General features: G+C 68.1%; 25 protein-coding genes and 1 pseudogene. 13 read left to right on the plus strand and 13 right to left on the minus strand.

Going from position 1 to position 23,223, the window contains the following annotated elements:
- Window positions 1-214 precede the first annotated feature (214 nt).
- The 6 genes from NRB20_RS14585 (at window position 215) to NRB20_RS14610 (ending at window position 5,015) form a co-directional block, all read left to right on the plus strand.
- On the plus strand, window positions 215-853 hold the full coding sequence (locus NRB20_RS14585) for an O-methyltransferase (protein ID WP_319944962.1): 639 nt from the start codon (window positions 215-217) through the stop codon (window positions 851-853).
- Between the two features lie 117 nt (window positions 854-970).
- Entirely contained in the window at window positions 971-1,678 is a 708-nt protein-coding gene (locus NRB20_RS14590) for a TetR/AcrR family transcriptional regulator (RefSeq protein ID WP_319944912.1), read from the plus strand.
- Between the two features lie 54 nt (window positions 1,679-1,732).
- Window positions 1,733-2,653 carry an ABC transporter ATP-binding protein gene (locus tag NRB20_RS14595; RefSeq protein ID WP_153410618.1) on the plus strand — a complete coding sequence of 307 codons (921 nt, stop codon included), beginning with the start codon at window positions 1,733-1,735 and terminating at the stop codon, window positions 2,651-2,653.
- Window positions 2,650-4,308, plus strand: a complete 1,659-nt coding sequence (locus NRB20_RS14600; protein WP_153410619.1) for an ABC transporter permease — start codon at window positions 2,650-2,652, stop codon at window positions 4,306-4,308. Before NRB20_RS14595 ends, NRB20_RS14600 begins: the two co-directional genes overlap by 4 nt.
- A gap of 156 nt (window positions 4,309-4,464) precedes the next feature.
- Window positions 4,465-4,695, plus strand: coding sequence for a hypothetical protein (locus tag NRB20_RS14605; protein ID WP_227833493.1), 231 nt, complete (start codon window positions 4,465-4,467; stop codon window positions 4,693-4,695).
- Window positions 4,696-4,790: 95 nt separating this feature from the next.
- Complete coding sequence (locus NRB20_RS14610; RefSeq protein ID WP_319944913.1) at window positions 4,791-5,015, plus strand: hypothetical protein; 225 nt, start codon at window positions 4,791-4,793, stop codon at window positions 5,013-5,015.
- A gap of 63 nt (window positions 5,016-5,078) precedes the next feature.
- Here the strand turns inward: NRB20_RS14610 and NRB20_RS14615 are convergent, their stop codons facing one another.
- The 3 genes from NRB20_RS14615 to glgC all read right to left on the minus strand — a co-directional run bounded on the left by NRB20_RS14615 (window position 5,079) and on the right by glgC (window position 7,006).
- The gene (locus tag NRB20_RS14615) at window positions 5,079-5,306 is read right to left on the minus strand and encodes a hypothetical protein (protein WP_153410620.1); all 228 of its coding nucleotides are present in this window, start codon (window positions 5,304-5,306) and stop codon (window positions 5,079-5,081) included.
- A 142-nt stretch (window positions 5,307-5,448) separates the two neighbouring features.
- Window positions 5,449-5,739, minus strand: a complete 291-nt coding sequence (locus tag NRB20_RS14620; RefSeq protein ID WP_153410621.1) for a hypothetical protein — start codon at window positions 5,737-5,739, stop codon at window positions 5,449-5,451.
- 52 nt (window positions 5,740-5,791) lie between these two features.
- Complete coding sequence (gene glgC / locus NRB20_RS14625; protein ID WP_319944914.1) at window positions 5,792-7,006, minus strand: glucose-1-phosphate adenylyltransferase; 1,215 nt, start codon at window positions 7,004-7,006, stop codon at window positions 5,792-5,794.
- Between the two features lie 82 nt (window positions 7,007-7,088).
- On the opposite strand from glgC, the gene glgA reads away from it, so the two are divergent.
- A complete protein-coding gene (glgA, locus tag NRB20_RS14630; protein WP_153410819.1) occupies window positions 7,089-8,285 on the plus strand; it encodes a glycogen synthase in 1,197 nt (398 codons plus the stop codon).
- Window positions 8,286-8,354: 69 nt separating this feature from the next.
- On the opposite strand, the gene NRB20_RS14635 is transcribed toward glgA, so the two are convergent.
- From NRB20_RS14635 to NRB20_RS14655, 5 genes and pseudogenes are all read right to left on the minus strand, one after another.
- On the minus strand, window positions 8,355-9,206 hold the full coding sequence (locus NRB20_RS14635) for a putative RNA methyltransferase (protein ID WP_319944915.1): 852 nt from the start codon (window positions 9,204-9,206) through the stop codon (window positions 8,355-8,357).
- A gap of 21 nt (window positions 9,207-9,227) precedes the next feature.
- Window positions 9,228-9,395, minus strand: a complete 168-nt coding sequence (locus NRB20_RS14640) for a DUF3117 domain-containing protein (RefSeq protein WP_083895957.1) — start codon at window positions 9,393-9,395, stop codon at window positions 9,228-9,230.
- 181 nt (window positions 9,396-9,576) lie between these two features.
- Window positions 9,577-10,152, minus strand: coding sequence for a DNA-3-methyladenine glycosylase I (locus NRB20_RS14645; protein WP_319944916.1), 576 nt, complete (start codon window positions 10,150-10,152; stop codon window positions 9,577-9,579).
- Window positions 10,153-10,559: 407 nt separating this feature from the next.
- Window positions 10,560-10,874: pseudogene (locus tag NRB20_RS14650) on the minus strand (DivIVA domain-containing protein); the annotation flags it as partial.
- 99 nt (window positions 10,875-10,973) lie between these two features.
- Complete coding sequence (locus NRB20_RS14655; protein ID WP_153410623.1) at window positions 10,974-11,162, minus strand: hypothetical protein; 189 nt, start codon at window positions 11,160-11,162, stop codon at window positions 10,974-10,976.
- A gap of 293 nt (window positions 11,163-11,455) precedes the next feature.
- Between NRB20_RS14655 and NRB20_RS14660 the strand changes: the two genes are divergently transcribed.
- Together NRB20_RS14660 and NRB20_RS14665 are read left to right on the plus strand one after the other, a co-directional pair.
- Complete coding sequence (locus NRB20_RS14660; protein WP_153410624.1) at window positions 11,456-12,742, plus strand: XRE family transcriptional regulator; 1,287 nt, start codon at window positions 11,456-11,458, stop codon at window positions 12,740-12,742.
- Window positions 12,739-13,665: an aminoglycoside phosphotransferase family protein gene (locus NRB20_RS14665; protein WP_153410625.1), complete on the plus strand. Its 927-nt coding sequence runs from the start codon at window positions 12,739-12,741 to the stop codon at window positions 13,663-13,665. Before NRB20_RS14660 ends, NRB20_RS14665 begins: the two co-directional genes overlap by 4 nt.
- 73 nt (window positions 13,666-13,738) lie before the next feature.
- Here NRB20_RS14665 and NRB20_RS14670 read toward each other — a convergent pair whose 3' ends face one another.
- The 5 genes from NRB20_RS14670 to NRB20_RS14690 all read right to left on the minus strand — a co-directional run bounded on the left by NRB20_RS14670 (window position 13,739) and on the right by NRB20_RS14690 (window position 19,611).
- A complete protein-coding gene (locus NRB20_RS14670; RefSeq protein ID WP_153410626.1) occupies window positions 13,739-14,875 on the minus strand; it encodes an Mrp/NBP35 family ATP-binding protein in 1,137 nt (378 codons plus the stop codon).
- A gap of 282 nt (window positions 14,876-15,157) precedes the next feature.
- Entirely contained in the window at window positions 15,158-16,003 is an 846-nt protein-coding gene (locus tag NRB20_RS14675) for a lytic transglycosylase domain-containing protein (RefSeq protein ID WP_319944917.1), read from the minus strand.
- A gap of 112 nt (window positions 16,004-16,115) precedes the next feature.
- Window positions 16,116-17,543 (minus strand): lytic murein transglycosylase, encoded by a 1,428-nt coding sequence (locus tag NRB20_RS14680; protein WP_319944918.1) that lies wholly within the window; start codon window positions 17,541-17,543, stop codon window positions 16,116-16,118.
- 146 nt (window positions 17,544-17,689) lie between these two features.
- On the minus strand, window positions 17,690-18,274 hold the full coding sequence (locus NRB20_RS14685; protein WP_319944919.1) for a DUF1003 domain-containing protein: 585 nt from the start codon (window positions 18,272-18,274) through the stop codon (window positions 17,690-17,692).
- Entirely contained in the window at window positions 18,271-19,611 is a 1,341-nt protein-coding gene (locus NRB20_RS14690; protein WP_153410628.1) for a magnesium transporter MgtE N-terminal domain-containing protein, read from the minus strand. The genes NRB20_RS14685 and NRB20_RS14690 overlap by 4 nt, the downstream gene beginning before the upstream one ends.
- A gap of 92 nt (window positions 19,612-19,703) precedes the next feature.
- Between NRB20_RS14690 and NRB20_RS14695 the strand changes: the two genes are divergently transcribed.
- The 4 genes from NRB20_RS14695 (at window position 19,704) to NRB20_RS14710 (ending at window position 22,794) form a co-directional block, all read left to right on the plus strand.
- Window positions 19,704-20,651, plus strand: coding sequence for an HpcH/HpaI aldolase/citrate lyase family protein (locus tag NRB20_RS14695; protein ID WP_153410629.1), 948 nt, complete (start codon window positions 19,704-19,706; stop codon window positions 20,649-20,651).
- An 81-nt stretch (window positions 20,652-20,732) separates the two neighbouring features.
- Window positions 20,733-21,221: a general stress protein gene (locus tag NRB20_RS14700; RefSeq protein WP_153410630.1), complete on the plus strand. Its 489-nt coding sequence runs from the start codon at window positions 20,733-20,735 to the stop codon at window positions 21,219-21,221.
- A 78-nt stretch (window positions 21,222-21,299) separates the two neighbouring features.
- Window positions 21,300-21,872 (plus strand): suppressor of fused domain protein, encoded by a 573-nt coding sequence (locus NRB20_RS14705; protein WP_153410631.1) that lies wholly within the window; start codon window positions 21,300-21,302, stop codon window positions 21,870-21,872.
- 67 nt (window positions 21,873-21,939) lie between these two features.
- Window positions 21,940-22,794 (plus strand): PHP domain-containing protein, encoded by an 855-nt coding sequence (locus NRB20_RS14710; RefSeq protein WP_319944920.1) that lies wholly within the window; start codon window positions 21,940-21,942, stop codon window positions 22,792-22,794.
- Window positions 22,795-23,223: the final 429 nt, after the last annotated feature.

Consider the following 23,223-nt stretch of genomic DNA (forward strand, 5'->3'; position numbering starts at 1 on the left):
ACGACTGTCATGTCGTGTATCGGGTACAACCGCCGATTCGTATCGGGTTGTTCCCGGCGCCGGTCGACGATCGGTCGGCCTTTGCGTACTGCTTACTTAACGTGGTCCCGATGAGGCCGTGGTATGGGGAGCCTGAGTGACACCTGAGAAAAACTGAGCTCGCGTCGCCGGGCCGTCGCGGTGATCCGCGATTAGCCTCATACGCGTGAGCGTCATACCCACCGCATCGGCCCTGCAGCGCAACCTCGCGTACGTCGAGGACTCCGTGGTCGAGGACGAGGTTCTCCTCGCCGCGCGGGAGCGGGCCACCGAACTGGGCGCGGCTCCCGTGCCGCCGTCGGTGGGCGCGCTGCTCAGCATGTACGCGCAGTTGCTCGGCGCGCGGGCGGTGGTCGAGGTGGGCACCGGCGCGGGTATCAGCGGTCTGTGGCTGCTGGACGGTATGCGCGAGGACGGCACGCTGACCACGATCGATTCCGAGCCCGAACATCAGCGGGCGGCGCGCGACGCGTTCCGGACCGCGGAAATCGCCCCCGCGCGCACCCGTTTGATCAACGGCCGTGCCCTGGACGTGCTGCCCCGGCTCGCCGACGGCGCCTACGACCTGGTGTTCATCGATGCCGCGCCGCTGGAACATCCGCAGTACGTCGAGCAGGGGGTGCGGTTGTTGCGTGAGGGTGGCGCGATCATGCTGCACAACGCGTTGCTCGGCGGCCGGGTGCCCGATCCCGCGCAGCGCGACGCCGGTACGCACGCGGTGCGCGCGGCCACTCGCGCGATCGCCGAGGATCCGCGGTTGACGAGTGTGCTGATCCCGCTCGGCGACGGCTTGCTCTGCGCCTCGCGCGGGTAATTTCCCCAGTTCACAGCCCTGATCGCGGGCCGTCGAACCGAATCGCGAAGACGACACGCCGGAAAATCTGCCGAACTCTTGCGTGCGGATTGAACGCCTGTTTAGTATATTAAACATGTGTTCAAAGGAGTCGCCGTACCGGAAGGATCCCCCGAGGATCTGACTACGCGCGCCCGCATCCGCGAGGCCGCGATGACAATTTTCGGAGAGCAGGGTTTCGGGGTCGGGGTGCGTGCCATCGCCGCGGCGGCGGGCGTGTCACCCGGCCTGGTCAACCACCATTTCGGTTCCAAGGACGGGCTGCGGCAGGCATGTGACGATCATGTCCGCGAATTCATCCGCAGGGCCAAGATGGAATACATGAGCAACCCTTCTCCGAAGGGGCTGTTGCAGGCGATGGCCGAGGTCGAGGAGTTCGCGCCGTACCTGGCCTATCTGATGCGCAGTCTGCAGGCGGGCGGACCGCTCGCGGTCGAGATGTTCGACCACATGGTCGGCGATATGGAGTCCTATCTGCGGGTCGGCATCGAGAACGGCTCGTTGCGCGCACCGCTGGACCTGAAGGCGACCGCCCGGTACATGGGTTTGCAGAACGGCGGGGGATTCCTGCTCTTCATGCAGCTCTACCTCGCCCAGCACGACGGTGTCCCCGACTATCCCAAGATGCTGCGGGAGTACACCGACGCGATGATGCTGCCCGCTATCGACCTCTACACCAACGGCCTGCTCACCGATTCGATGGCGCTGGACACTCTGCTGTCCGGGCGCGAAACCACTGACGCACAACACATTCCACCCAAGAACCGATCCGGCGCGGAGGGCTGACCCCGGGGACGATCCCGCGGAGTCGCGGTCCGCGCCACGAATACAGGAGATCCGATGTCATCGGCAATCGTCGTCCGGCAGTTGCACAAACATTTCGGGCAGGTACGCGCCCTCGACGGACTCGATCTGGACGTCGCCGAGGGGGAGGTGCACGGCTTCCTGGGCCCCAACGGCGCGGGCAAGTCGACCACCATCCGGATTCTGCTGGGAATCCTGTCCCGCACGTCCGGCGCCGCCGAGGTGCTGGGCCGGGACCCGTGGACCGACGCGGTCGCGCTGCATCGCGATATCGCTTATGTCCCAGGCGATGTCACGCTGTGGCCGTCGCTGTCGGGCGGGGAGACCATCGATCTGCTCGCCCGCATGCGCGGCGGGCTGGACCTCGAGCGCCGGGCCGAGTTGATCGAACGCTTCGAACTCGATCCGCGCAAGAAGGCGCGCACCTACTCCAAGGGCAATCGGCAGAAGGTCGCGCTGGTTTCGGCCTTCTCCTCGCAGGCCCGGCTGCTGCTGCTGGACGAGCCCACCTCGGGCCTGGATCCGTTGATGGAACAGGTATTTCGCGATTGTGCCCGGGAGGCGGCCGAGCGCGGGGTGACGGTGCTGCTGTCCAGTCACATCCTGTCCGAAGTCGAGGCGCTGTGCGATCGGGTCACCATCATCCGGGCGGGACGGACCGTGGAGAGCGGTTCGCTGGCCGAGATGCGGCATCTGAGCCGGACCTCGATCAAGGCCGAATTGATCGGTGACCCAGGGGATCTGAGCCGGATCGCGGGTGTCGAGGACGTCAACCTCAGCGATCACACATTGAGCTGTCAGGTCGACAGCGAACATCTCGGCGAGCTGATCCGGGTGCTCGGTGACGCGGGCGTGCGGAGTCTGGTCAGCCAGCCGCCGACGCTGGAAGAGCTGTTCCTGCGGCACTATTCGCGCAACGGCGAGGACTCCCGCGATCTCGCGGAGGTTTCGAAATGACGACCGCTACGTTGGCCGGGCCGCTCGGCCGTGCCGAATCATCCGGTGTCGCTTCGGAATTCACCGGGACGTGGCGGCTGCTGCGGTTGTATCTGCGGCGCGATCGGATCGTGTTGCCGCTGTGGGTGATCCTGCTGTCGCTGCCGCTGGGCAGTGTGTACGTGAAGAGCACCGAGAAGGTGTATTCGAGTCCGGATCAGTTGGCGCACTTCGCACATACGGTCAATACCAGTCCCGCGCAGCTGGCCATGTACGGGCCGGTCTACAACACCACCTCCGGGGCGGCGGCCGGGTTGTGGAAGGCCGGGATGTTCTTCACCATCATCGGTATCGCGACCATTCTGACCGTCATCCGGCACACCCGTGCGGAGGAGGAGACCGGCCGCGAGGAGTTGCTCGCCTCGACGCGCCTGGGTCGTCTGTCGAATCTGACTGCGGCACTGCTGGTTTCGTGTATCGGCGCGTTGGCGACCGGGCTGCTGGCGGTGGTGAGTATCAAGGGTGCGGGCGTGGATGCGCACGGGGCCTTGGCATTCGGGCTGGCGTTGGCCGGATCGGGCATGGTGTTCGCGGCCGTCGGCGCGGTGGCCGCGCAGCTGTCGGCGAGTGCTCGCACCGCCCGGGGGGTCGCGTTCGCGGTGCTCGCGGTGACCTATGTCCTGCGTGCGGTGGGTGACGCGCGCGCCGCCGACGGGCCCGCCGATCCGCTCAGCTGGCTCTCGCCGCAGGGCTGGTCGATCCAGGTGCGGGCGTTGTCGGGGGATCACTGGTGGATTCTGCTGCTGCACGTGGTGACCACGGTCGTGCTGATCGGGGTGGCGTATTCGCTGTTGCGGCGGCGGGACGTCGGGGCCGGGCTGATCGCCGAACGTCCCGGTGCGCCCGTGGCGTCCGAGGTGCTCTCCGGGCCGCTCGGACTCGCCTGGCGGTTGCAGCGCGGCACGCTCGTGGCCTGGGCGGTGGGTCTGGGGTTGTACGGGCTGGTCATCGGCAGTGTCGTGAACGGGATCGCGAACGAGGTGGGCGGCAGTAAGGCGGTGGCGGACATCATCGCTCGCATGGGTGGGGCCAGTGCGCTCGAGGACGCGTTCATCACCACCGCGTTCACGCTGCTGGGGTTGGCCGCGGCCGCCTACGCGATATCGGCCACGCTGCGGCTGAATTCGGAGGAGTCGGCCGATCGCGCGGAGATCGTGCTGACCGGGGCGGTCGGCCGGATCCGCTGGGTCGCATCGCATCTGGTGTTCGCGCTGCTGGGTCCTGTTGTACTGCTGCTGATCTCGGGTGTGCTGGCCGGTCTGGCGTACGGTATCGCCGCACACGACGTCGGCGGGAAGCTGCCGCGGGTGCTCGGGGCCGCGCTGGTGCAACTGCCCGCCGTCTGGTTGTTCACCGGTGCCGCGGTACTGCTGTTCGGGGTGCTGCCGCGGTGGGCCTCGGTGGCCTGGGGTGTGTTCACCGCCGGGGTGGCGCTGTTCCTGCTCGGCTCGATTGCCGGTATGCCGCAATGGGTTCTGGACATCGATCCGTACAGCCATCTGCCGAAGTTGCCCGCGGAACCGTTCACCTGGACACCGGTGCTCATCCTGCTGGTGATCGCCGCCGCGCTGATCGCGTCGGGCCTGTACGCCTTCCGTAGGCGCGATCTTCGCTGAGAGTTCGCCCGCGGCTTCCACCCGATACGCCCCCGGCCCGTTCCGGGGGCGTATTCTGCGCCTGATCGCTCGGAGTTCTGTGCACCCACCTGCCCGACCGCCATCAGCCGAAACCGCCGCGCAGCCGGTCGAGTGGTCGCGAGGGGTGAGGACACCATGGTCAGATTCGTAGACATCCAGGACGAGCTCGGCGAGCACATGCCCGGCGGTTTCGTCGGCCCCCTACTGGTCGTCTTCGGCCTCATCATCGCGCTCGCCGTGCTGGTCCTGCTGCTGGTCAGCGGCGCTCACTTCGGAGATCAGCAATCCTCGATCCTCACCACGCCCGGCACCTGCGCCCCCTTCTGCGCCGCCACCCCCACACCCTCGCCGGTCCACCCGAGCTGAACGTCCGGCGGGCCGATGTCCAGGCAACGCCCCCCTAATCGCCCCGAACCGATACCATTGGGGCAGTGAGCGATTCGGTTGTGGGGTGATGGGCAGTGGTGATACAGCGGGCGATCCTGATCGAGGTGCTGCCACGAGGCTGGATCGTGCTCGTCGGCGTGGTGCTCGGATTCGCCGTCTTCGTCGCCCTGCTGGTCATGCTGCTGGTGACCGGCTACGGCAGCCGCCCCTCTACCAATCCGGCCCCCACCCCGACCCCCGGCACCTGCTACCCGTTCTGCACGGCGGGGCCGAACACGCCGCCGCCCGGCTGGAATTAGCTGATCGCCAACAGCATCGAGTTGGCGAGGGCCGGGGACAGCGCGGCCGCCGCGCGGATCAGGTCAGGATCGTTTTCGTCGCGCTTGTCGCAGGAAGTAGACGCCGATCAGGACGATCGCGATGACAGCGGCGGCCTCCGGGGCCAGGAGTGCGATTGTCGTGAGCACGTCCACGCCGATCAGAATTTCGGTGACGGGGATGGCGACGAGTAGCAGCGCGCCTGCTCGGAGCATGACGGTCGACATCGCACTCGAGATCGTGAAGTAGGCGAGGGACAGATATCCGGGCAAGCGCGACAAGGTATTTCGAACGCGCTGGGCGATTCGGGCATGAGTGGATCGGGGTGGGATGTTCATCGAGGAAGCTCCAGGCATCACGTGACCACGTATGTGCTCGCTCGAATGAGCACATACGTAACGGACAGGGGATCTACTACGGCCGGAAGGCCGATCCCGGAGCTCGGGGAAGAACGTGGCCGGCGACATCGGGCGCGGTATGCCCACACGGTGTCAGCGGAACAGTGTTGTCGCGCACACGGATTCGCGAATCCACCACGGCACGGCCCGCCACTCCCCGGAATGCGACGACACTCACCAGCAGAACCGCGACAGCCACAGCCGCCACGGCCTCGGCGGTACCGCCCAGAGCAAACGGCAACAAAACCAGCAGCACCGAGGCCGCAAGGAACTTCAGCACCAGAACCTGATCACTGAATCCCGTCATCACAAATCCGATGGTACCTGCGTCCGTGGGGAATCCACCGCGGCGAATTCCCTTATACCCAAATGCCTTTGCCGACGGTTACCACGCCGCCGTTGCTGACGGCGAAGCGTTGGCGGTCGCGGTCGAGGTCCACGCCGATGATTTCGCCCTCGCCGACCATGACGTTCTTGTCCAGGATGGCGCGGCGGACGACGGCGCCGCGGCCGACGCGGACGCCGGGGAGCAGGACGCTGCCTTCGACGGTCGCGCCGTCCTCCACGAAGACGTTGGAGCTGAGGACCGAATTGCGGACGGTGGCGGCCGACAGGATGCTGCCGGAGCCGACGATGGATTCCTGGGCCAGGCCGCCCTGGGCGAACTTGGCGGGCGGGAGGTTCTCGGCGGCGCCGCGGATGGGCCAGTGCCGGTTGTAGAGGTTGAAGACGGGGTGGACCGAGACCAGGTCCATATGGGCGTCGTAGAAGGCGTCGATAGTGCCGACGTCACGCCAGTAGCCGCGGTCGCGGTCGGTGGAACCGGGGACGTCGTTCTCGGCGAAGTCGTAGACGTTGGCCTCGCCCTGCGCGACCAGCGTCGGGATGATGTCGCCGCCCATGTCGTGATCGGAATCCGAATCGTCGGCGTCGGCGCGGATCGCGTCCACCAGCGTCTTGGTGGTGAACACGTAATTACCCATCGACGCGAAGGTCATATTCGGGTCGTCGGGGGTGCCGGGCGGATGGGCCGGTTTCTCCAGGAATTGCGTGATCCGCCCGGACTCGTCGGAATCGATGCAGCCGAACGCGCTCGCCTCACTGCGCGGCACCCGGATCCCGGCCACGGTCACCCCGGCATCGGAATCGATGTGATGCGCCACCAACTGTTCGGGATCCATCCGGTACACATGATCCGCACCGAACACCACGATGTAGTCGGGATCCTCGTCGTAGATCAGGTTGAGCGACTGCATGATCGCGTCGGCGCTGCCGGTGTACCAGCGCGGGCCCAGCCGCTGCTGCGCGGGCACCGGGGTGATGTATTCGCCGCCGAAACCCGACAGCCGCCAGGTCTGCGAGATGTGCCGATCCAGCGAATGCGACTTGTACTGGGTGAGAACGCAAATCCGCAGAAAGCCCGCGTTGACCAGATTGGACAGCACGAAATCGATCAGCCGGTACGCACCCCCGAACGGGACCGCGGGTTTCGCGCGGTCCTTGGTGAGCGGGAACAGGCGCTTACCCTCACCACCGGCGAGCACGATTCCGAGTACGTGCGGCTGGCTCCTCACGCCTCCAACTTACCGCCCGAGGGGGATTCGGGTGGTCATGCCGAAGGTGAACGATTAGGTTGGACCGGTGAGTTCCCGTCTGATGAGCGGCGAGCCCCAGGAACGCGATCGTCTCCGGGTCGCGATGATGACTCGTGAATATCCGCCCGAGGTGTACGGCGGTGCGGGTGTGCACGTCACCCAGCTGACCGCGAAGCTGCGGAGACTGTGCGATGTGACCGTGCACTGTATGGGTGTCGCGCGCAACGACGCGGTGGTGCACCAACCCGACCCCATGCTGTACGCGGCGAATTCCGCGTTGCAGATGATGTCGGCGCAACTGCGCATGGCCGATGCCGCCGACGGCGTCGACGTGGTGCACTCGCACACCTGGTACACCGGCCTGGCCGGACATCTTGCCGCGGCGCTGTACGGGATTCCGCACGTGCTGACCGCGCATTCGCTCGAACCGCGTCGCCCCTGGAAGGCCGAACAACTCGGCGGCGGATACCGGTTGTCCTCGTGGTCCGAACGCAATGCGATGGAGTACGCCGACGCGATCATCGCCGTCAGCGCGGGTATGCGACGCGATGTGCTGGACGCCTATCCGGCCATCGATCCGGACCGGGTTCACGTGGTGCACAACGGAATCGACGCGCAGGTGTGGCATCCGGGCGGCCCGGTGTCCGAGGCTCGCGACGTACTCGACGAGTTGGGGGTGCGCAAGGACCGGCCGATCGTCTCGTTCGTCGGGCGGATCACCCGGCAGAAGGGCGTCGGGCATCTGCTCGCGGCCGCACGGGATTTCGATCCGGGGATCCAGCTCGTGCTGTGCGCCGGGGCGCCCGATACGCCGCAGCTCGAGGCAGAGGTGTCGGCGGCGGTGGCGGAGTTGGCGCGGCGTCGCGGGGACGTGTTCTGGGTGCGCGAGATGCTGCCGACCGAACAGGTGCGTCAGATTCTCGCGGCCTCTGCGGTTTTCGTGTGCCCGTCGGTGTACGAGCCGCTCGGGATCGTGAATCTGGAGGCGATGGCATGCGGTACCGCGGTCGTCGCGTCGGATGTGGGCGGGATTCCGGAGGTGGTCGGCGAGGCCACGGGGCGGCTGGTGCACTACGACAGCGAGACGCCCGCGGAGTTCGAACGCGGTCTGGCCGATGCGGTGAACGCGGTGGCCGGGAATGCCGAACTGGCCGCAGCCCTGGGTCTCGCCGGACGTGAGCGGGCCATCGCGGAATTCGACTGGACGCAGGTCGCCGAACGCACCGTGCGGCTGTACGAACACATCCGCAAGGGCTGATCGCACCGAATACCTTGCTGTGCAAAGGTATTCACCGGTGCGGCGGTGCTCACCGGTTAGGGGTGAGGCTCAGGCCCGGCCGAAGGTCGAGACCGTCACCGAGGCGGTCACCGGAACCACCTCCGGCAGCGCCGCGATCCGCTCGGCGCGCTGTTCCGCGGCGTGATGGGCCGAGGGGCCCATGGCGGCGACATTCGCGATGTCGGTGTGGGTGAGTGTCATCGGGTACTCCACGACGTCGCGGTCGCGCAGCACGAAATGCGCGGACATCGTCTCGGTGAGACGATCGTCCTTGGCGGTGTCCACGCCGATCATGGCCAGCGGCTCGATCAGCTCGGACAGGTGTCGCGGCGTCGGGGTCACCACCGTGATCAGACCGGCGGGCGAGAGCACCCGGGCGATCTCGCCGGCGTTGCGGGGCGCGAACACCGACAGCACGTGATCGATCCGGCCGTCCCCGATCGGCAGGCCGCGCCAGGCGTCGGCGAGGATCGACGCGGCCCGCGGATGTGCGCGAGCGCCGCGCCGGGCTGCGGGCTTGGACACGTCCAAGGCGATCCCGTTCGCATCCGGCGCGGCGTCCAATGCCGCGGCGAGGTAGTACCCGGTACCGGCACCGATCTCGAGTATCGAGAACGGCGTCGGTGGAGTGTCCCGATGCACGCCGTCGGCCACCGCCTCGGCGATGGGTGCGAAATGGCGCGCATCCTGAAAGGCGGCCCGTGCGTCGAGCATGGCCGCGGTATCGCCGGACATTTTCGTCGACGCACCCGTCAGCAGGCTGACATATCCCTGCCGGGCGATATCGAAACCGTGTCCGCGCGCGCAGAACAATGAACGACCGCGGACAGCCAGGACGTCACCGCATTCGGGACAGGCCAGCAAGAACGCGACCGTGGCGAGTTGTACCGCCGGATTCACCTCCTCGGGCGAATCGAGCGACTAACTCGTGACTTGGGTGAGCTCTTTGCCCAGAGCCGCCGCCTCATCGGGCGTGAGCTCGACGACCAAACGCCCGCCACCCTCGAGTGGAACCCGCATGACGATTCCACGCCCTTCCTTGGTTGCCTCGAGGGGACCATCCCCGGTGCGGGGCTTCATGGCCGCCATCCTCTGCTCCCTCCAGATCCGCGCGGTCTTCTGCGCACTTTCTTGGAACTCGTTGTTGTCACCAACAGGTAGCCCGCCGAAGCGGCGATCGCCGCGCCGAGGGGCTACACCAGGCCCATTCTTCCCTATTGCGGAACTGGGCGGGTACCGGAGTTCCAAAACCGACCAGCCGGGCGTGTACTCACGCGTGCGCGTCGACCCAGCAATCGGCCAGATGATCGTTCACCATTCCGGTCGCCTGCATCAGGGCATATGCCGTCGTCGGACCGACGAAGCGGAACCCGCGTCGCTTGAGTTCCTTTGCGAGAGCGGTCGATTCGGATGTGACGGCGGGCACATCGGATAGTGTTCGCGGCCGGGCGTGTGGCCTCGGGGCGAACGACCAGATCAACTTGTCCAGACTAGTGTCCAGCTCACGGGCAACTTTTGCGTTCCCGATACACGACACGACCTTGGCGCGATTGCGCACGATGCCCGGATCGGCCATCAGCCGCTCGACGTCCGCGTCGTCGAATTCGGCGACCCGCTCGATCGAGAACCCGGCGAAGGCCGATCGGAAGGCCGGACGCTTGCGCAGGATCGTGATCCAGGACAGCCCCGATTGGAACGCCTCCAGGCTCATCCGCTCGAACAGCGCGTCGTCGCCGTGCAGCGGCCGACCCCACTCCTGGTCGTGATAGTCCCGGTAGAGCTGCGAGGATTCGGCCCAGCCACAGCGCACCCGGCCGTCGGGGGTGGCGGGTCCGTCGGCACTCACAGCTGCCCCGGTGCGGTCGGTCCGGGCTGGGTGGGCCAGGCGACGGGCTGCTGCGGAGCCTGGACAGGGGTCGGGCCGACCGGTGGTAGCGAGAGGCTGCCGGTCGAGGGGGCGGGCGGCGGCTCCCAGGGTCCGGTTTCGGAGGGGTTGTGCCAGGGGATCTGACCGGACGGGTTGCCGGGCGTGTCGGTGGCGGGGGTGTAACCGGAGGTGAGTCCGGCCAGGGACGATTGCATTCCGTCGATGCGGCCGGGCGTGTCGCCGGAGGTTCCGGTGTTCTGTTCGGGTGACGCGGTGCCCTGGCCGTTGCCTGGGCGTTCGAGAGGTGCGCCGGACGGTGGCAGGTCGAGGGCGGGGTGGCCGCCGGTCCAGGCGCCGGGGATCACGCCGGGGCCGGTCTGCTCCACCGGATCGGTGGTCCTGGCGTGCTGCGGTGTCTCGCCGCGCGACTGGGCCAGTTGGGTTTCGAGCTCATCGATGCGGGCCGCGAGCCGGGCCAGCGCCCAATCCACCTCGCCCGCTTTGTAACCCCGGAAAACCTGCTGGAAGCGCAGATCCCGCACATCGGCGCCGCTGATGTCGTGGGCGGGCAGCACGGTCTCGGTCGTCCCCTCGGGCAGCGGACCCAGCTCCTCCGCGCGACCGAACACCGCGCTCGCGACCAGGAACAGCAGCGCGGCGACCAATCCGACGATCAGCACGTACAGCAGCATCGTGAGCATGCGTTCGAGAATAGGGGGCGGCACCGACAGGGGCGACGCTGCCGTCGAAGGCGTCGCCCCGCAACGGGTGCGGATCGCGCCGGGACGCGAACCGCCGGTTCATCTTTCGCCGGTGCGCCGGAAACAGAACGCGGACGCGGCCAGGTACTGCCGACAGCCGCCGCCGTGCCCGGCGTGTACGGCCAGGATGAATCGCGCCAGCTCGTCGGTGAGTTCGACGGGCTCGTGCGAGCAGTTGCGGCTGTTCATCAACCACATGTCCCGGGTGCCGGAAGATGGTGTGTGCATGGGAGATACCTCCTGGGCGAGCGGATGCACCCGGCGCCGGGAACGGGCTCGACGACGTCCGCGTGCCTTCCTGGGTACGCATACCGCCGCCGTCGTTCCGCCGTGGTCTCAGGATCGCCGCCACGGTGCGCGATGACTCCGGCTGTGGGGTGACGCTCGACGCCGGGTGCCCCATCTACTTTCGTCGTTTCCGTACCGATGCGAAATCGCGCAGTGTTGGCGTTGGTGTTGGCCTACTGTTGGCACGAAGGTTCGAAACACAGAATTAACAAGTACTCACAACAGGACTCACAATGGTGTTGGGTCGGCCGTGGACCGGATTCGAAGCGGTGGCGCTGCAGGAGGCTACGCGAAAGTCCGTGCGGGAGTTCGCAGCTCACCTCGGTATCGAGATGACGACGGTGGCCAATTGGCGTGCCGGTTTGAGCGCGGTCACCCCGCGTCCGCTCACCCAGGAACTGCTCGACACCCTGCTGGTGCAGGTCGGGCCGGAGGTGCGAGAGCGGTTCGAGCAGATCCTCGTCGAGGGCGAGGCCGCGCTCGGCGCACGCCGGTTGCCCGCGCGCCGAGCCACCGCGCCCGCCGCCCCGGTCGCGAGTTACGACGCGACGCTGTTCGCACGATTGGACGACGCCCGCGCGCTCGTGGACCGCACCGTGGCCGCCTGCACGGTCGGACCGGTGATGGTGGATCTGATGGAGGAGCGGGCCGCCGGCCGCGTCCTGGCCTACACCCGCACCCCGCCCGCGCAGGTGCTGGCCACGGTGCTGCCGGACGTGCTGGAAGTCCAGGCCGTCGCGACGCAGCGGCAGCCCGCGGCCATCCAGTCCCGGCTCTCGGAGGTCACCGCGGTGCTGGGCCTGCTGATCGCGGACGCGCTGATGAAACTCGGCCAGATCGAACGGGCGAACTTCTGGTACGGCACCGCGCGCATGGCCGCCGACGACACCGCCAACCTGCGGTTGCGGGCACGGGTGCGGGCCCAGCACGCGATGCTGCCGTACTACTACGGCAGTCCGGAGCAGGCCGTCGTACTGGCCCGGGCCGCGCAGGCGCAACTACCCGAAATCGCCGATGACGCAACGGCTCTGGCCGCGGCGGCCGAGGCGCGGGCGCTTGCCCGGCTGGGTGATTCCGCGGGCGCGGATCTGGCGTTGAACCGGGCGGTGCACCGGACCGTCGAACTCGGCGACACTCCCACCGACGAGGCGTTCCGATTCGGTGAAAAGCGTTTGCTGCTCTATCAATCCGGCATTCTGACCAATCTGGGGCGCACCGACGCCGCGCGGCGGGTGCAGGAGCAGGCGTTGCAGCTGTATCGGATGAGTCCGGGCGTGGTGGTCGATCCCGCGCTCATCGAGCTGGACACCGCGATCGGTTACGCCCTCGACGGCGCGGTGGACGAGGCGTGCGAGCTGGCCGCGCAGGTGCTGACCACGTTGCCGCCCGAGCATCGGACCACGATCGTGGTGCGGCGCGCGGCCGCGGTGGTGGACGCGATCGGGGATCGGGGGCGCGGGCGGCGGCGGGTGGAGGAATTGCGGCATCTGGTTGCGGCTGGCACGGAGGCGGCGCGATGATCACGACATTCGAGCCCGTCGAGCCGGTCGCGGCCCCGGGGTTCACTCCGGAACGGACCCTGGCGATCCTCGACATCGCTTGTCGTGCGGTCGGTCTGGACCACACGGGCGCGCAGTTGCTGCGGCATCACACCAATGCGGTGTACCGGTTGGTGAGCGCGCCGGTGGTGGTGAAGATCGATCGGCCGCATCAGGGGGCGACCGCGGTCGATGTCGTCGCGCTGGTGCGCTGGTTGCGGGCTCGGCAGGTGTCGGTGGTGGGGTTGGCGTCGGTGCGGCAGCCGATGGAGATCGACGGTTGTGTGGTCACCTTCTGGCAGTATCTGCCGCAGTATCGGGAGATCATCGCGCCGGATCTCGCCGAGCCGCTGTCGATGCTGCATTCGCTGCGCACCCGGCCGCCGCAGTGGTTGCCCGCCCGGCACCTGGCCGGAACCTTCACCCGGATCGCGAGATCCATTGCGGCGAGCCGGATTCTGACTCCCGAGCATCGCGCACTGCTGCGGGCCGAACGCGCGCGGTTGGCCGCGCGTGCCGCCGAGGTCACCTTCGTGCTGCCGCCGGGCCTCATCCACGGGGACGCGCATCACCGGAACATGCTGTGGGACAACGAAACCGATCGTGCCGTGCTCTGCGACTGGGAGAGTGTGGCGTACGGCCACCCCGAATGGGATCTGGTCACCCTCGAGGTGCACTGCCGCCGCTTCGCCCATCCCGCGGTCGAATACGAGAAGTTCTGTCACGCCTACGGTTTCGACATCCGGACCTGGTCCGGCTACCCGTGGCTGCGTGACCTCCGAGAACTTCGCATGATCACCACCAACGCGTACAAGTCCGCCCCCGGCACCCCGTGTGCGCGAGAGGTCCTGCGCCGCATAGACGCCCTTCGTGCGGGCACGGCGTCCCGCTGGAACATCCTGTAGCGCAGGGCCTTTCGCGGACCTGCCGCGCCGAACTCGCCCGGGGGCGTGCAGAAGCCCGGAGTGGCGGGAGAACTCAGAGATGCCGGGTGGTGTCGATACCCAGCGACATGCCCGCCAGACCGCGGCGACGGACGGCGAGTTTGTCGGCGATGGCGTGCAGGGCCTGGGCGGCCGGGTTCTCGGGGGCGCTCAGGACGATGGGGGTGCCGTCGTCGCCCGCCTCGCGGAGTTCCTGGGTGATCGGAATCTGGCCCAGCAGTGGGACATTCGCGCCGACGGCCTGGGTGAGGCGATCGGCGACGTCCTGGCCGCCACCGGAGCCGTACAGGTCCATGCGGGAGCCGTCGGGCAGGTCCAGCCAGGACATGTTCTCCACCACGCCCGCGATGCGCTGCCGGGTCTGCAGGGCGATCGCCCCGGCCCGCTCGGCGACCTCCGCGGCGGCCGGTTGCGGCGTGGTCACCACCAGGATCTCGGCGTTCGGGATGAGCTGGGCGATGGAGATCGCGACGTCGCCGGTGCCGGGCGGCAGATCCAGCAGCAGGATGTCCAGATCGCCCCAGAACACGTCGGCGAGGAACTGTTGCAACGCGCGGTGCAGCATCGGGCCGCGCCACACCACGGGCGTATTGCCCTGGGTGAACATGGCGATCGAGATGACCTTCACGTCGTGTGAGATCGGCGGCATGATCATCCGCTCGACCTGGGTGGGCCGCTGATCGGTGCCGAGCATGCGGGGCACCGAATGGCCGTAGATGTCGGCGTCCAGGACGCCGACCGACAGTCCGCGGGCGGCCAGCGCCGCCGCGAGATTCACTGTGACACTGGACTTTCCGACACCGCCCTTACCGGAGGCGACCGCGTAGACGCGGGTCAGCGAACCCGGCTGGGCGAACGGGATGACCGGTTCGGCGGCGTCGCCGCGCAACTGCTTGCGCAGTTCGGTGCGCTGCTCGTCGTTCATCACGTCGAGTTCCACGGTGACCGCGCCCGCACCGGGCACATCGGCGATCGCCCGCGACACCCGATCACTGATCTCGGTACGCATCGGGCAGGCGGCCGTGGTCAGGTAGATCCCGACGTCGATGGTGCCGTCGGCCGCAACCCGAACCCCCTTGACCATGCCCAGCTCGGTGATCGGCTTGCGAATCTCCGGGTCGATCACCTTCGCGAGCGCGCCCCGCACATCCGATTCCGTAACCACAGACATAACGCCGAGTCTAGCTGTGCGGTTTTCGGCTCCCGTTCCGCTCCGGCGGGTGCCGCATTTTCGGCCCCGGCTCCGCTCCGAAGGGGGCGTGGCCGGTGTTGGGCACTCGTTCCTCATATCCGCCACGTGGCCGATCGGTGGGACGTGCGGCGGCTTGCGGTCCTCGACCTGCGTATACGACACGTGTCCGAACCGACGAGACGGCCTCGAACTCTGCGGTGGCCGTGAACTTCGTTGCCGGCCTTCGCTTCCCGGAGCTGTGGATGGGACTCGTCGGCCGTGTCAGATGGTGGGCAGGTCGGCTGCGTGGGGGGTGACGCCGGTGCGGTAGGCGGTTTCCCAGGCCATGACGTTGGCGACGTAGGCCATGGAGTTGTTGTAGCGCATGATGGCTCGGGACTGCTGGGACAGGTCGCGCATGTCCAGGCCGCCTTCGCAGAGGTACTTGCCCGCGGTGAGGGAGGCGTCGTAGATGTTCTGCGGATCGGAGACGCCGATGCCGCGGCCGTCGCCCGCGTACTTGCGGTAGGTCTCGGGCAGGAACTGCATGGGGCCGACCGCGCGGGCGTAACTCGTCATCCCGTCGAGAGCGCCGCCGTCGGTCTCCGGGACGACGTTGTTGCCGTAGAGGCTGCCGTCCAGCACCGGGCCGTAGATCGGCTCGAGCGGATTGCCGTCGGCGTCGAGCTTGCCGTACGCCTGATGCGACTCGATCTGACCGATACCGGCCAGCATCGACCACGGCATATGGCAGTCGGGCTGCTCCTGCGCGAGGATCTTCTCCGCGTTCTGGTAGGCGGCGTAGGCCACGCCCGGCATACCCAGCGGACCGGCCGGGGCCTGCGCCTCGGCCCGATTCTGCGGCAGCGCAACCGATTCCACGACCGGCGGCCCGGAATGCTTTGCCATGTGCATGGTTTCGTCGGAGACCGTGGCCGCGGCGGCGGCCTGGGCCTGCTGCGTGCCCGCTTCGTGCTTGGCCGCGGACAGGGCCGTGAACTCGCCGGTGTTCAACTCGGAGGCGGAGGCGGTGCTGACGGTGACGACCCCCGCGGGGACGAGACCGGCCAGTGCGATAACGGATCCGCGCCGGAAAACGGGCTCCGGCTGCTTTCGGTGACGTCCCACGGTGCGCGGACCCTCCAATGCTCGCTGTGAGCTTTGCGTGACACAACGATTGAAGGTTACCGCATCCGAGACCTTTTCGTTACCCCTTCGTGATGCCTTTCCCGGTTTAGCGTTATCGCGGCGCCGGGGGTAGCGGGATGACGATGCCGAACGGCAACGTGATGCTCGGCGGAGGCGGCGCGACGGTGGCCGCCTGCGGCGCGGCGGGGCCGGGCTCGGGCGTCTTCGCCGGTTCCGCGGGCTGTTGCGGCTTGATAGCCGGAGCAGGCGCGGGAGCCTGGTGAACGTCCGGCTTGGCCGGGGCTGCCTGCGGTTGGGCCTGTGCCTGCGGCTGTGGCTGCGTGCAGGACGCGGGCAGTTGCTTGGCGTTCGGATCCTTCGGATCGACCGGGGTACCGACCGCAGGGTCGCCGGGCTTGGCCGGGGTGGCCGGATTCGCCTGTCCCGCAAGCGCTCCCGGAGCCCATTTCAGGAATCCGGCCAGCGGGTTGTTCGGATCCGGGTGCTGCGCCGGAATGGGCGTCGCGGCGGGATCGCACGGTTTGACCTGCTGCGGCGCCGGACAGAAGATGCCACACGGGATCGGCGGCAGCCCCGGGACGTTGATCATCACCTCGGTCGGCGTGGGCGTCGGCGGGGTGTTCGCGGTGACGGGGGCCTGCGTGGCCGGACCGGGGGTCGTGGTCACCTTCGAATTGGCCGCGGTCATCTGCGCGCCCGCGCCCTCGGGCATGGTGCCGGGCGGAATCAGGTCCGGGGAGATGGTCACCTGCGTCGGCACGCCACCGGTCCGGTAGGCGTTGGCCCAACTCAACACCTCCGAGGCGTACGCCATCGAGTTGTTGTAGCGCAGCACCGCGCGCAACTGCTGCTGCGGATCGCGCAGATTCAGCCCGCCCGAGCACAGGTACTTGCCCGCGGCCAGGGCGGCGTCGAAGACGTTGTTGGGGTCCGGACGGCCGTTGCCCCGGCCGTCGGCGGCGTACTGGGACCACGTGCCGGGCAGGAACTGCATCGGGCCGATGGCGCGCACATAGCCGCCGTCGCTGGCCTTCATAACCTCGTTGCCGGGCAGCGTGCCGTCCAGCGCGGGACCGTAGATGACCCCGACGGTCGTGCCGTTGGCGTCGGTGCGGCCGTTTCCGGCGTGATTCGACTCGATCTTGCCGATGCCCGCCAGCAGGCTCCAGTTCAGCCCGCAGCCGGGCTCGGAGGAGGCCAGCGCCAGTTCGGAATTGCGATAGGCGGCCAGCACGATCTCGGGGATGCCGAAGATCCCGCCTCCGCCGGGTAGCGAGATGTCCCGCAGCGGCATCGTGCCCCCGAACAGCGGCAGGCCGTCGGTCGGGGAGGACATCGCGCGAAGTTTGCGGGCGGGTTCGGGCGCGGCCGGAACGAGACCGGCGGACTCGTCGTTCAGGGCCGCGATCGGGTTCGCGGGGTCGGTGGCCGCTGCCAGCTGTGGTTCGGCCGTACTCTGCGACCCAGGATGCGCGACGGTCTGCGCGGCCGAACTCGAGGCCACTAAACCCGCTGCCACCAGCGCCGATACGGTAACCGGTCCAGATATTCGCATCGGCACACCATTCCCCTCTGGTCATGTGAGCGGCTCTGATACAACCCGCCGTTCCGTGTATCGTGATCCAGGTTACCCATCGGTGTCGAAGATGTTGTCGATATTTGCGGTCAGTTGCCACTCAGTTGTGGCGAAATCGGTACCTGCGCCCTCTTCCGATCGGTACTCTTCCGCGTTTTGGGCGCATCGCTCGGATCTTCATCGTCCAACGGTGTGATCGACTCGATGCGGCTCAACATGCCTTTGATGTCCTCGAGCTCTCGACGCAGGTAGTCACGCGTGGCGACCTCGCCGACCGCGATCCGCAACGCCGCCAGTTCGCGGGCCAGGAACTCGGTATCGGCCTTGGTCTGCTCGGCGCGTCGGCGATCCTCCTCGAGCGAGACCCGGTCCCGGTTGTCCTGCCGGTTCTGCGCCAGCAGGATCAGCGGCGCGGCGTAGGCGGCCTGGGTGGAGAAGGCCAGGTTGAGCAGTATGAACGGATACGGATCCCAACGCAGTGCGATCGTGAAGATGTTCAACACGATCCACACGGCCACGATGACGGTCTGGATCGCCAGATAACGACCGGTGCCCAGGAAACGGGCGATCCGCTCGCTGGTCCGGGCCATCGCCTCGGCGTCGAAATCGAAGCGGAACCGGGTTTCGACCGGGGTCTCGAGGCGGGCGCGGGGCTTGTCGGCGCGGTCGGTCACTGCACTTCTCCTTCGGCCACGGCCTGCGAGCTCACCCCGGCGTGCGCGGCGGCGTGTACTTCGTGTGCTTCCTCATCATGTTCTCGCCAGTCCTCGGGCAGCAGGTGATCGAGCACATCGTCCACGGTCACCGCGCCCAGCAGGTGGTTCTCGGCGTCGACCACCGGTCCGCAGACCAGGTTGTAGGTGGCGAAGTAGCGGGTCACCGCGGGCAGCGAGGTCTCGGGCCGCAGCTGGGACAGGTCGGTGTCGACGATGCCGCCGAGCAGGGTTGCCGGAGGTTCGCGCAGCAGTCGCTGCGTGTGCACGCAACCCAGATAACGTCCCGTCGGGGTGGCCGTGGGCGGCCGGACGACGAACACCATCGAGGCCATCGCCGCGGGCAGATCGGGATCGCGCACCCGGGCCAGCGCCTCGGCCACGTTGGCGGCCGGATGCAGTACGACCGGTTCGGGCGTCATCATGCCGCCCGCGGTGTAGGGGGAGTACTCGAGCAGCCGGCGCACCGGTTCGGACTCCTCCGGGTCCATCTGCGCGAGCAGCGCCTCGGCCTCGCCCTTGGGCAGTTCGCCCAGCAGGTCGGCGGCGTCGTCGGGGTCCATCGCCTCGAGCACGTCGGCCGCGCGCGAGACGCCCAGGTTCTGCACCACGTCGATCTGGTCGGTCTCGGGCAGCTCCTGCACGACGTCGGCCAGACGTTCGTCGTCCAGGGCGCGGACCAGTTCGATGCGGCGTTTCTCGGGCAGTTCGCGCAGCAGGTGCGCGACGTCGGCGGGCCGCAGACCCTCGAACTGTTCGAGCAGCGCGGTCACGCTCTGGCCGGGCAGATTGAGCTGTTGCAGAGTCAGCCCGCGCACCTCGGTCCAGTCCACCACGTGCACCGCACTGCGTCGCAGCGCCCGGCCCAGTCCGCGATACCGGCGCACCGCCACCCGCGAGACCACCCAGTCGCGGGTGCGGGTCTGTTCCATGCCCAGATCGGCGACGAAGACCTCGACGCCGTCGAGTTCGGGCAGATCGGGATCCTCGACCTGCACGCGCGAGTCGAGGATCTGGGCCAGCGCGAGCATCTCGCCGGGACGCTTCTGGAACCGGCGCAGACTGACCGTGCCGGTATTGAGGCTGACCGAGCCGGGCTCGATCGAGGTGACGCGCAGCATCGGCACGAAAATCCGTTTGCGCGTTGGCAATTCGACGATGAGGCCGAGCACCCGGGGTTGTTGTCGGTCGTAGCGGATCGAGATCGCCGCGTCCCGGACGCGGCCGATCGATTCGCCGTCCGGACCCAGGACCACCAGACCGGCGAGCCTGGCCGCGAAAACCCTCGTCGAAGCCATGCCTGAAAGCGTAGAGGCACCGGTCCGGGGCCGGATCGCAGGACTCGCCACAGCTAGACTCCCCACCGAACCCAGACGTGGAGGAGTCGCCCATGCCAACCCGCCGTTCGGTGCTCGCAGTTCCCGGCAGCAACCCCCGGATGATCGAGAAGGCCAAGGGCCTTCCCGCCGACGAGATATTCCTGGATCTCGAGGACGCGGTGGCTCCGGCCGCCAAGGTCGCGGCGCGGGGAAACATTGTCGCAGCGCTGAATTCGTCGGGCTGGGGTGATCAGATCAAGGTGGTGCGGGTCAACGACTGGACCACCCAGTGGACCTACGCCGATGTGATCACGGTGGTCGAGGGCGCGGGTGCGCACCTGGACGCGATCCTGCTGCCGAAGGTGGTCGACGCCGGGCAAGTGCGGGCGTTGGATCTGCTGCTGACCCAGTTGGAGAAGGCGTGCGAGCTCGAGGTCGGGCGGATCGGTATCGAACCGCAACTGGAGAACGCCCTGGGCCTGCGCAACATCGATGAGATCGCGACCGCGAGCCCGCGGGTGCGGACGCTGGTGTTCGGTCCGGCGGACTTCATGGCCAGTATCAATATGCGCACGTTGGTGGTGGGGGAGCAGCCCGAGGGGTACGACACCGGCGACGCCTACCACCACATCCTGATGACCATCCTGCTCGCCGCCCGGGCGCACGGGTTGCAGGCGATCGACGGTCCCTACCTGCAAATTCGTGATCTCGACGCGTTCCGGCGGGCGGCGGCGCGCACGGCCGCACTGGGTTTCGACGGCAAGTGGGTGCTGCATCCGACGCAGATCGAGGCCGCGAACGAGATCTTCAGCCCGCGCCAGGCCGATTACGACCGGGCCGAGGAGATTCTGGACGCGTACGCGTTCCACACCTCGGCTCAGGGCGGCGCGCGCGGTGCGGTGATGCTCGGTGACGAGATGATCGACGAGGCCAGCGCGAAGATGGCTCAGGTCGTCGCGGAGAAGGGGCGGGCCGCCGGGATGACGCGCACCACAGCGTTCGAACCTCCGGCCGACTGAGCTGCGGGCCCGGCCGCCGGAATGGCACGAACCACGCGTTTCGTACCCCCACCGGCCGCCGGGAACTAGCATGATGGAGTTATGACCAACCCACTCGGGAATTCGAATCGCAATCGGCAGGCGCTGCCGACCCCGCCGTCGGGGTGGCCGGTCGGTTCGTATCCGACGTATGCCGAGGCCCAGCGCGCGGTCGACTATCTGGCCGACAACCACTTCCCGGTGGAGAACGTGACCATCGTCGGAGTGGACCTGATGCAGGTCGAGCGGGTGCTCTACCGGTTGACGTGGGGCAAAGTCATTGGCGGAGGGATGGTTTCGGGCGCGTGGCTCGGGCTGTTCTTCGGGCTGCTGTTGAGCATATTCTCCAGTGGCGGCGCGCTGGCGTTGCTGGTCGGCCTGGTGGGCGGTGTGATCTTCGGCGTCATCTCCACCTCGATCCCGTACGCGGCCACCCGCGGTCAGCGTGATTTCGCCTCGACCATGCAGTTGGTGGCCGGTCGCTACGATGTGCTGTGCGAGCCGAAGGCCGCCGAGCAGGCGCGCGACATGCTGGCCCGGCTGGCGATCTGACGGTATGAGCGATCCGGTACGCGCCCTGCGGCGGCGCGGATTCTCGTTGCGTCGTGCTGGTGTGGAGGCCGGTTCGGTATGGATGTGATCGAGTCGGTCCGGGCGGCGGTGCTCGGGTATTTCGGTGTGCCGAGCGCGGATTCGGCCTCGGTGACGTTCCTGGGGCTCGAGCCGATCGAGATCCTGAGGATTCCCGGCGGCGAGTTCGTGCACTACGTCACGCTCGGTGGCGCGCGGCATCCGATGACGGATCCCGCTGCGGCAGTGGTGGATCCGGAGCGTGGGCCGCGTGCGGAACTGGTGTTGACCCTGCGCGGCAGTGCCGCCCACACCGGCCTGACCCGCGCGCTGGGCGTCCTGATCGCCTCCCCCGCAGTGGAAGGTGTTGTGCTGCAACCGGATGCGCTGCTGGACCTGGGAGAACCGTTGTGGCGCAACGCCCCCTTCACCGCCGTCCTGCTCGGCCCCGGTGACATCCCCGACCTCGCCCTCCCCGAACCCGCCGACCCGGTCCGGTTCCTGTCCGTCGCCCCGATCACCGCCACCGAGGCCGCCTGGGTCCGCCTGCGCGGCGCCCCCGCGTTGCGCGAGGCATGGGCCGAGGCCGATATCGACGTTCGCGACCCGGAACGCGGCGCGGCCAACCTCTGACTCACCGTGGTCGCTGACTCACCGTGGTCGCCGTAGCAGCTACCGCGGCGTTGGGCAGTATGGATGGGTGCGCATCGACCTTCATACCCACAGCAGCGTGTCCGATGGGACCGACAGTCCGGCGGAGTTGATTCGGAATGCCGTGGGGGCGGGGCTGGATGTGGTGGCGATCACCGATCACGATACGACCGCGGGGTGGGGGGAGGCGGTTGCGGCGTTGCCCGCGGGGATGAGTGTGGTGCGGGGGATGGAGATGTCGTGTCAGGGGATGGGGGAGGACGGGTGGCCGGTGCCGGTGCATCTGCTGGCGTATCTGTTCGATCCGGGGGATGTCGCGTTCGCCCGGGAGCGGGAGCGGTTGCGGGGGGAGCGGGTGGCGCGGGTGCGGGCGATGGCCGAGCGGATGGCGGCGGACGGGTTGCCGGTGGATCCGGAGGAGGTGGTCGCCTCGGCGGGGCCCGCGGCGGGACGTCCGCATCTGGCGCGCGCACTGGTCGCGGCCGGGGTGGTGCCGACGGTGGACGCGGCCTTCGTGGATCTGCTGGCTCCGCGCGGGCGCTACTACGCCGAGAAGGCCGACACCCCGTTGCGAACGGCGGTCGAAATGGTCACTGCGGCAGGCGGAGTCGCGGTGGTGGCGCATGCCCGCGCCCGCACGCGCGGCCGGCTGCTCGCCCTCGACGAGATCCGCGACCTGGCCACGATCGGTCTGGCCGGTCTGGAACTCGACCACCCGGACCACAACCCGGCCGACCGCGCGGTGCTCCGCGAACTGGCCGCCGAACTCGGCCTGCTCACCACCGGCTCCTCGGACTACCACGGCGCGAACAAGGTTATCGCGCTGGGCGAATGCACCACGGACCCAGCACAATTCGAGAAACTCGTGAGCAAGGCGACCGGCGTCCCGGTGATCACCGCATGACCCCCGACGCTGAGTGCGTGTGCGTGTGCGGGATGTGGTGAGCGTTGCGTGACTTCCGGCGCTGTGATGGGGCAGCCCATGGTGGGGCGAGCCGGGGTGCGCTGTGGTGATCCGCGTGGCCGGGGTGCGGGCGCACGTGCCGGGGCGAGCCGGATGCGCTGTGGTGATCCGGGTGGCTGGGGTGTGGGTGTTCGTGGTGGGGCGAGCCCGGGGTGTGGTGTGGTGATGCGAGTGGCTGGGGGTGTGGGTGTTCGTGGTGGGGCGAGCCGGACGCGGTGTGGTGATCCGGGTGGCTGGGGGTGCGGGTGTTCGTGGTGGGGCGAGCCCGGGGTTGCGGTGTGGCGATTCGCGTGGCCGGGTGTGGGTGTTCGTGGTGGGGCGAGCCCGGGACGCGGTGTGGTGATCCGGGTGGCTGGGGGTGCGGGTGTT

It is taken from the genome of Nocardia macrotermitis, from assembly GCF_009604405.1.
GTDB classification, from domain to species: Bacteria; Actinomycetota; Actinomycetes; order Mycobacteriales; family Mycobacteriaceae; genus Nocardia; species Nocardia macrotermitis.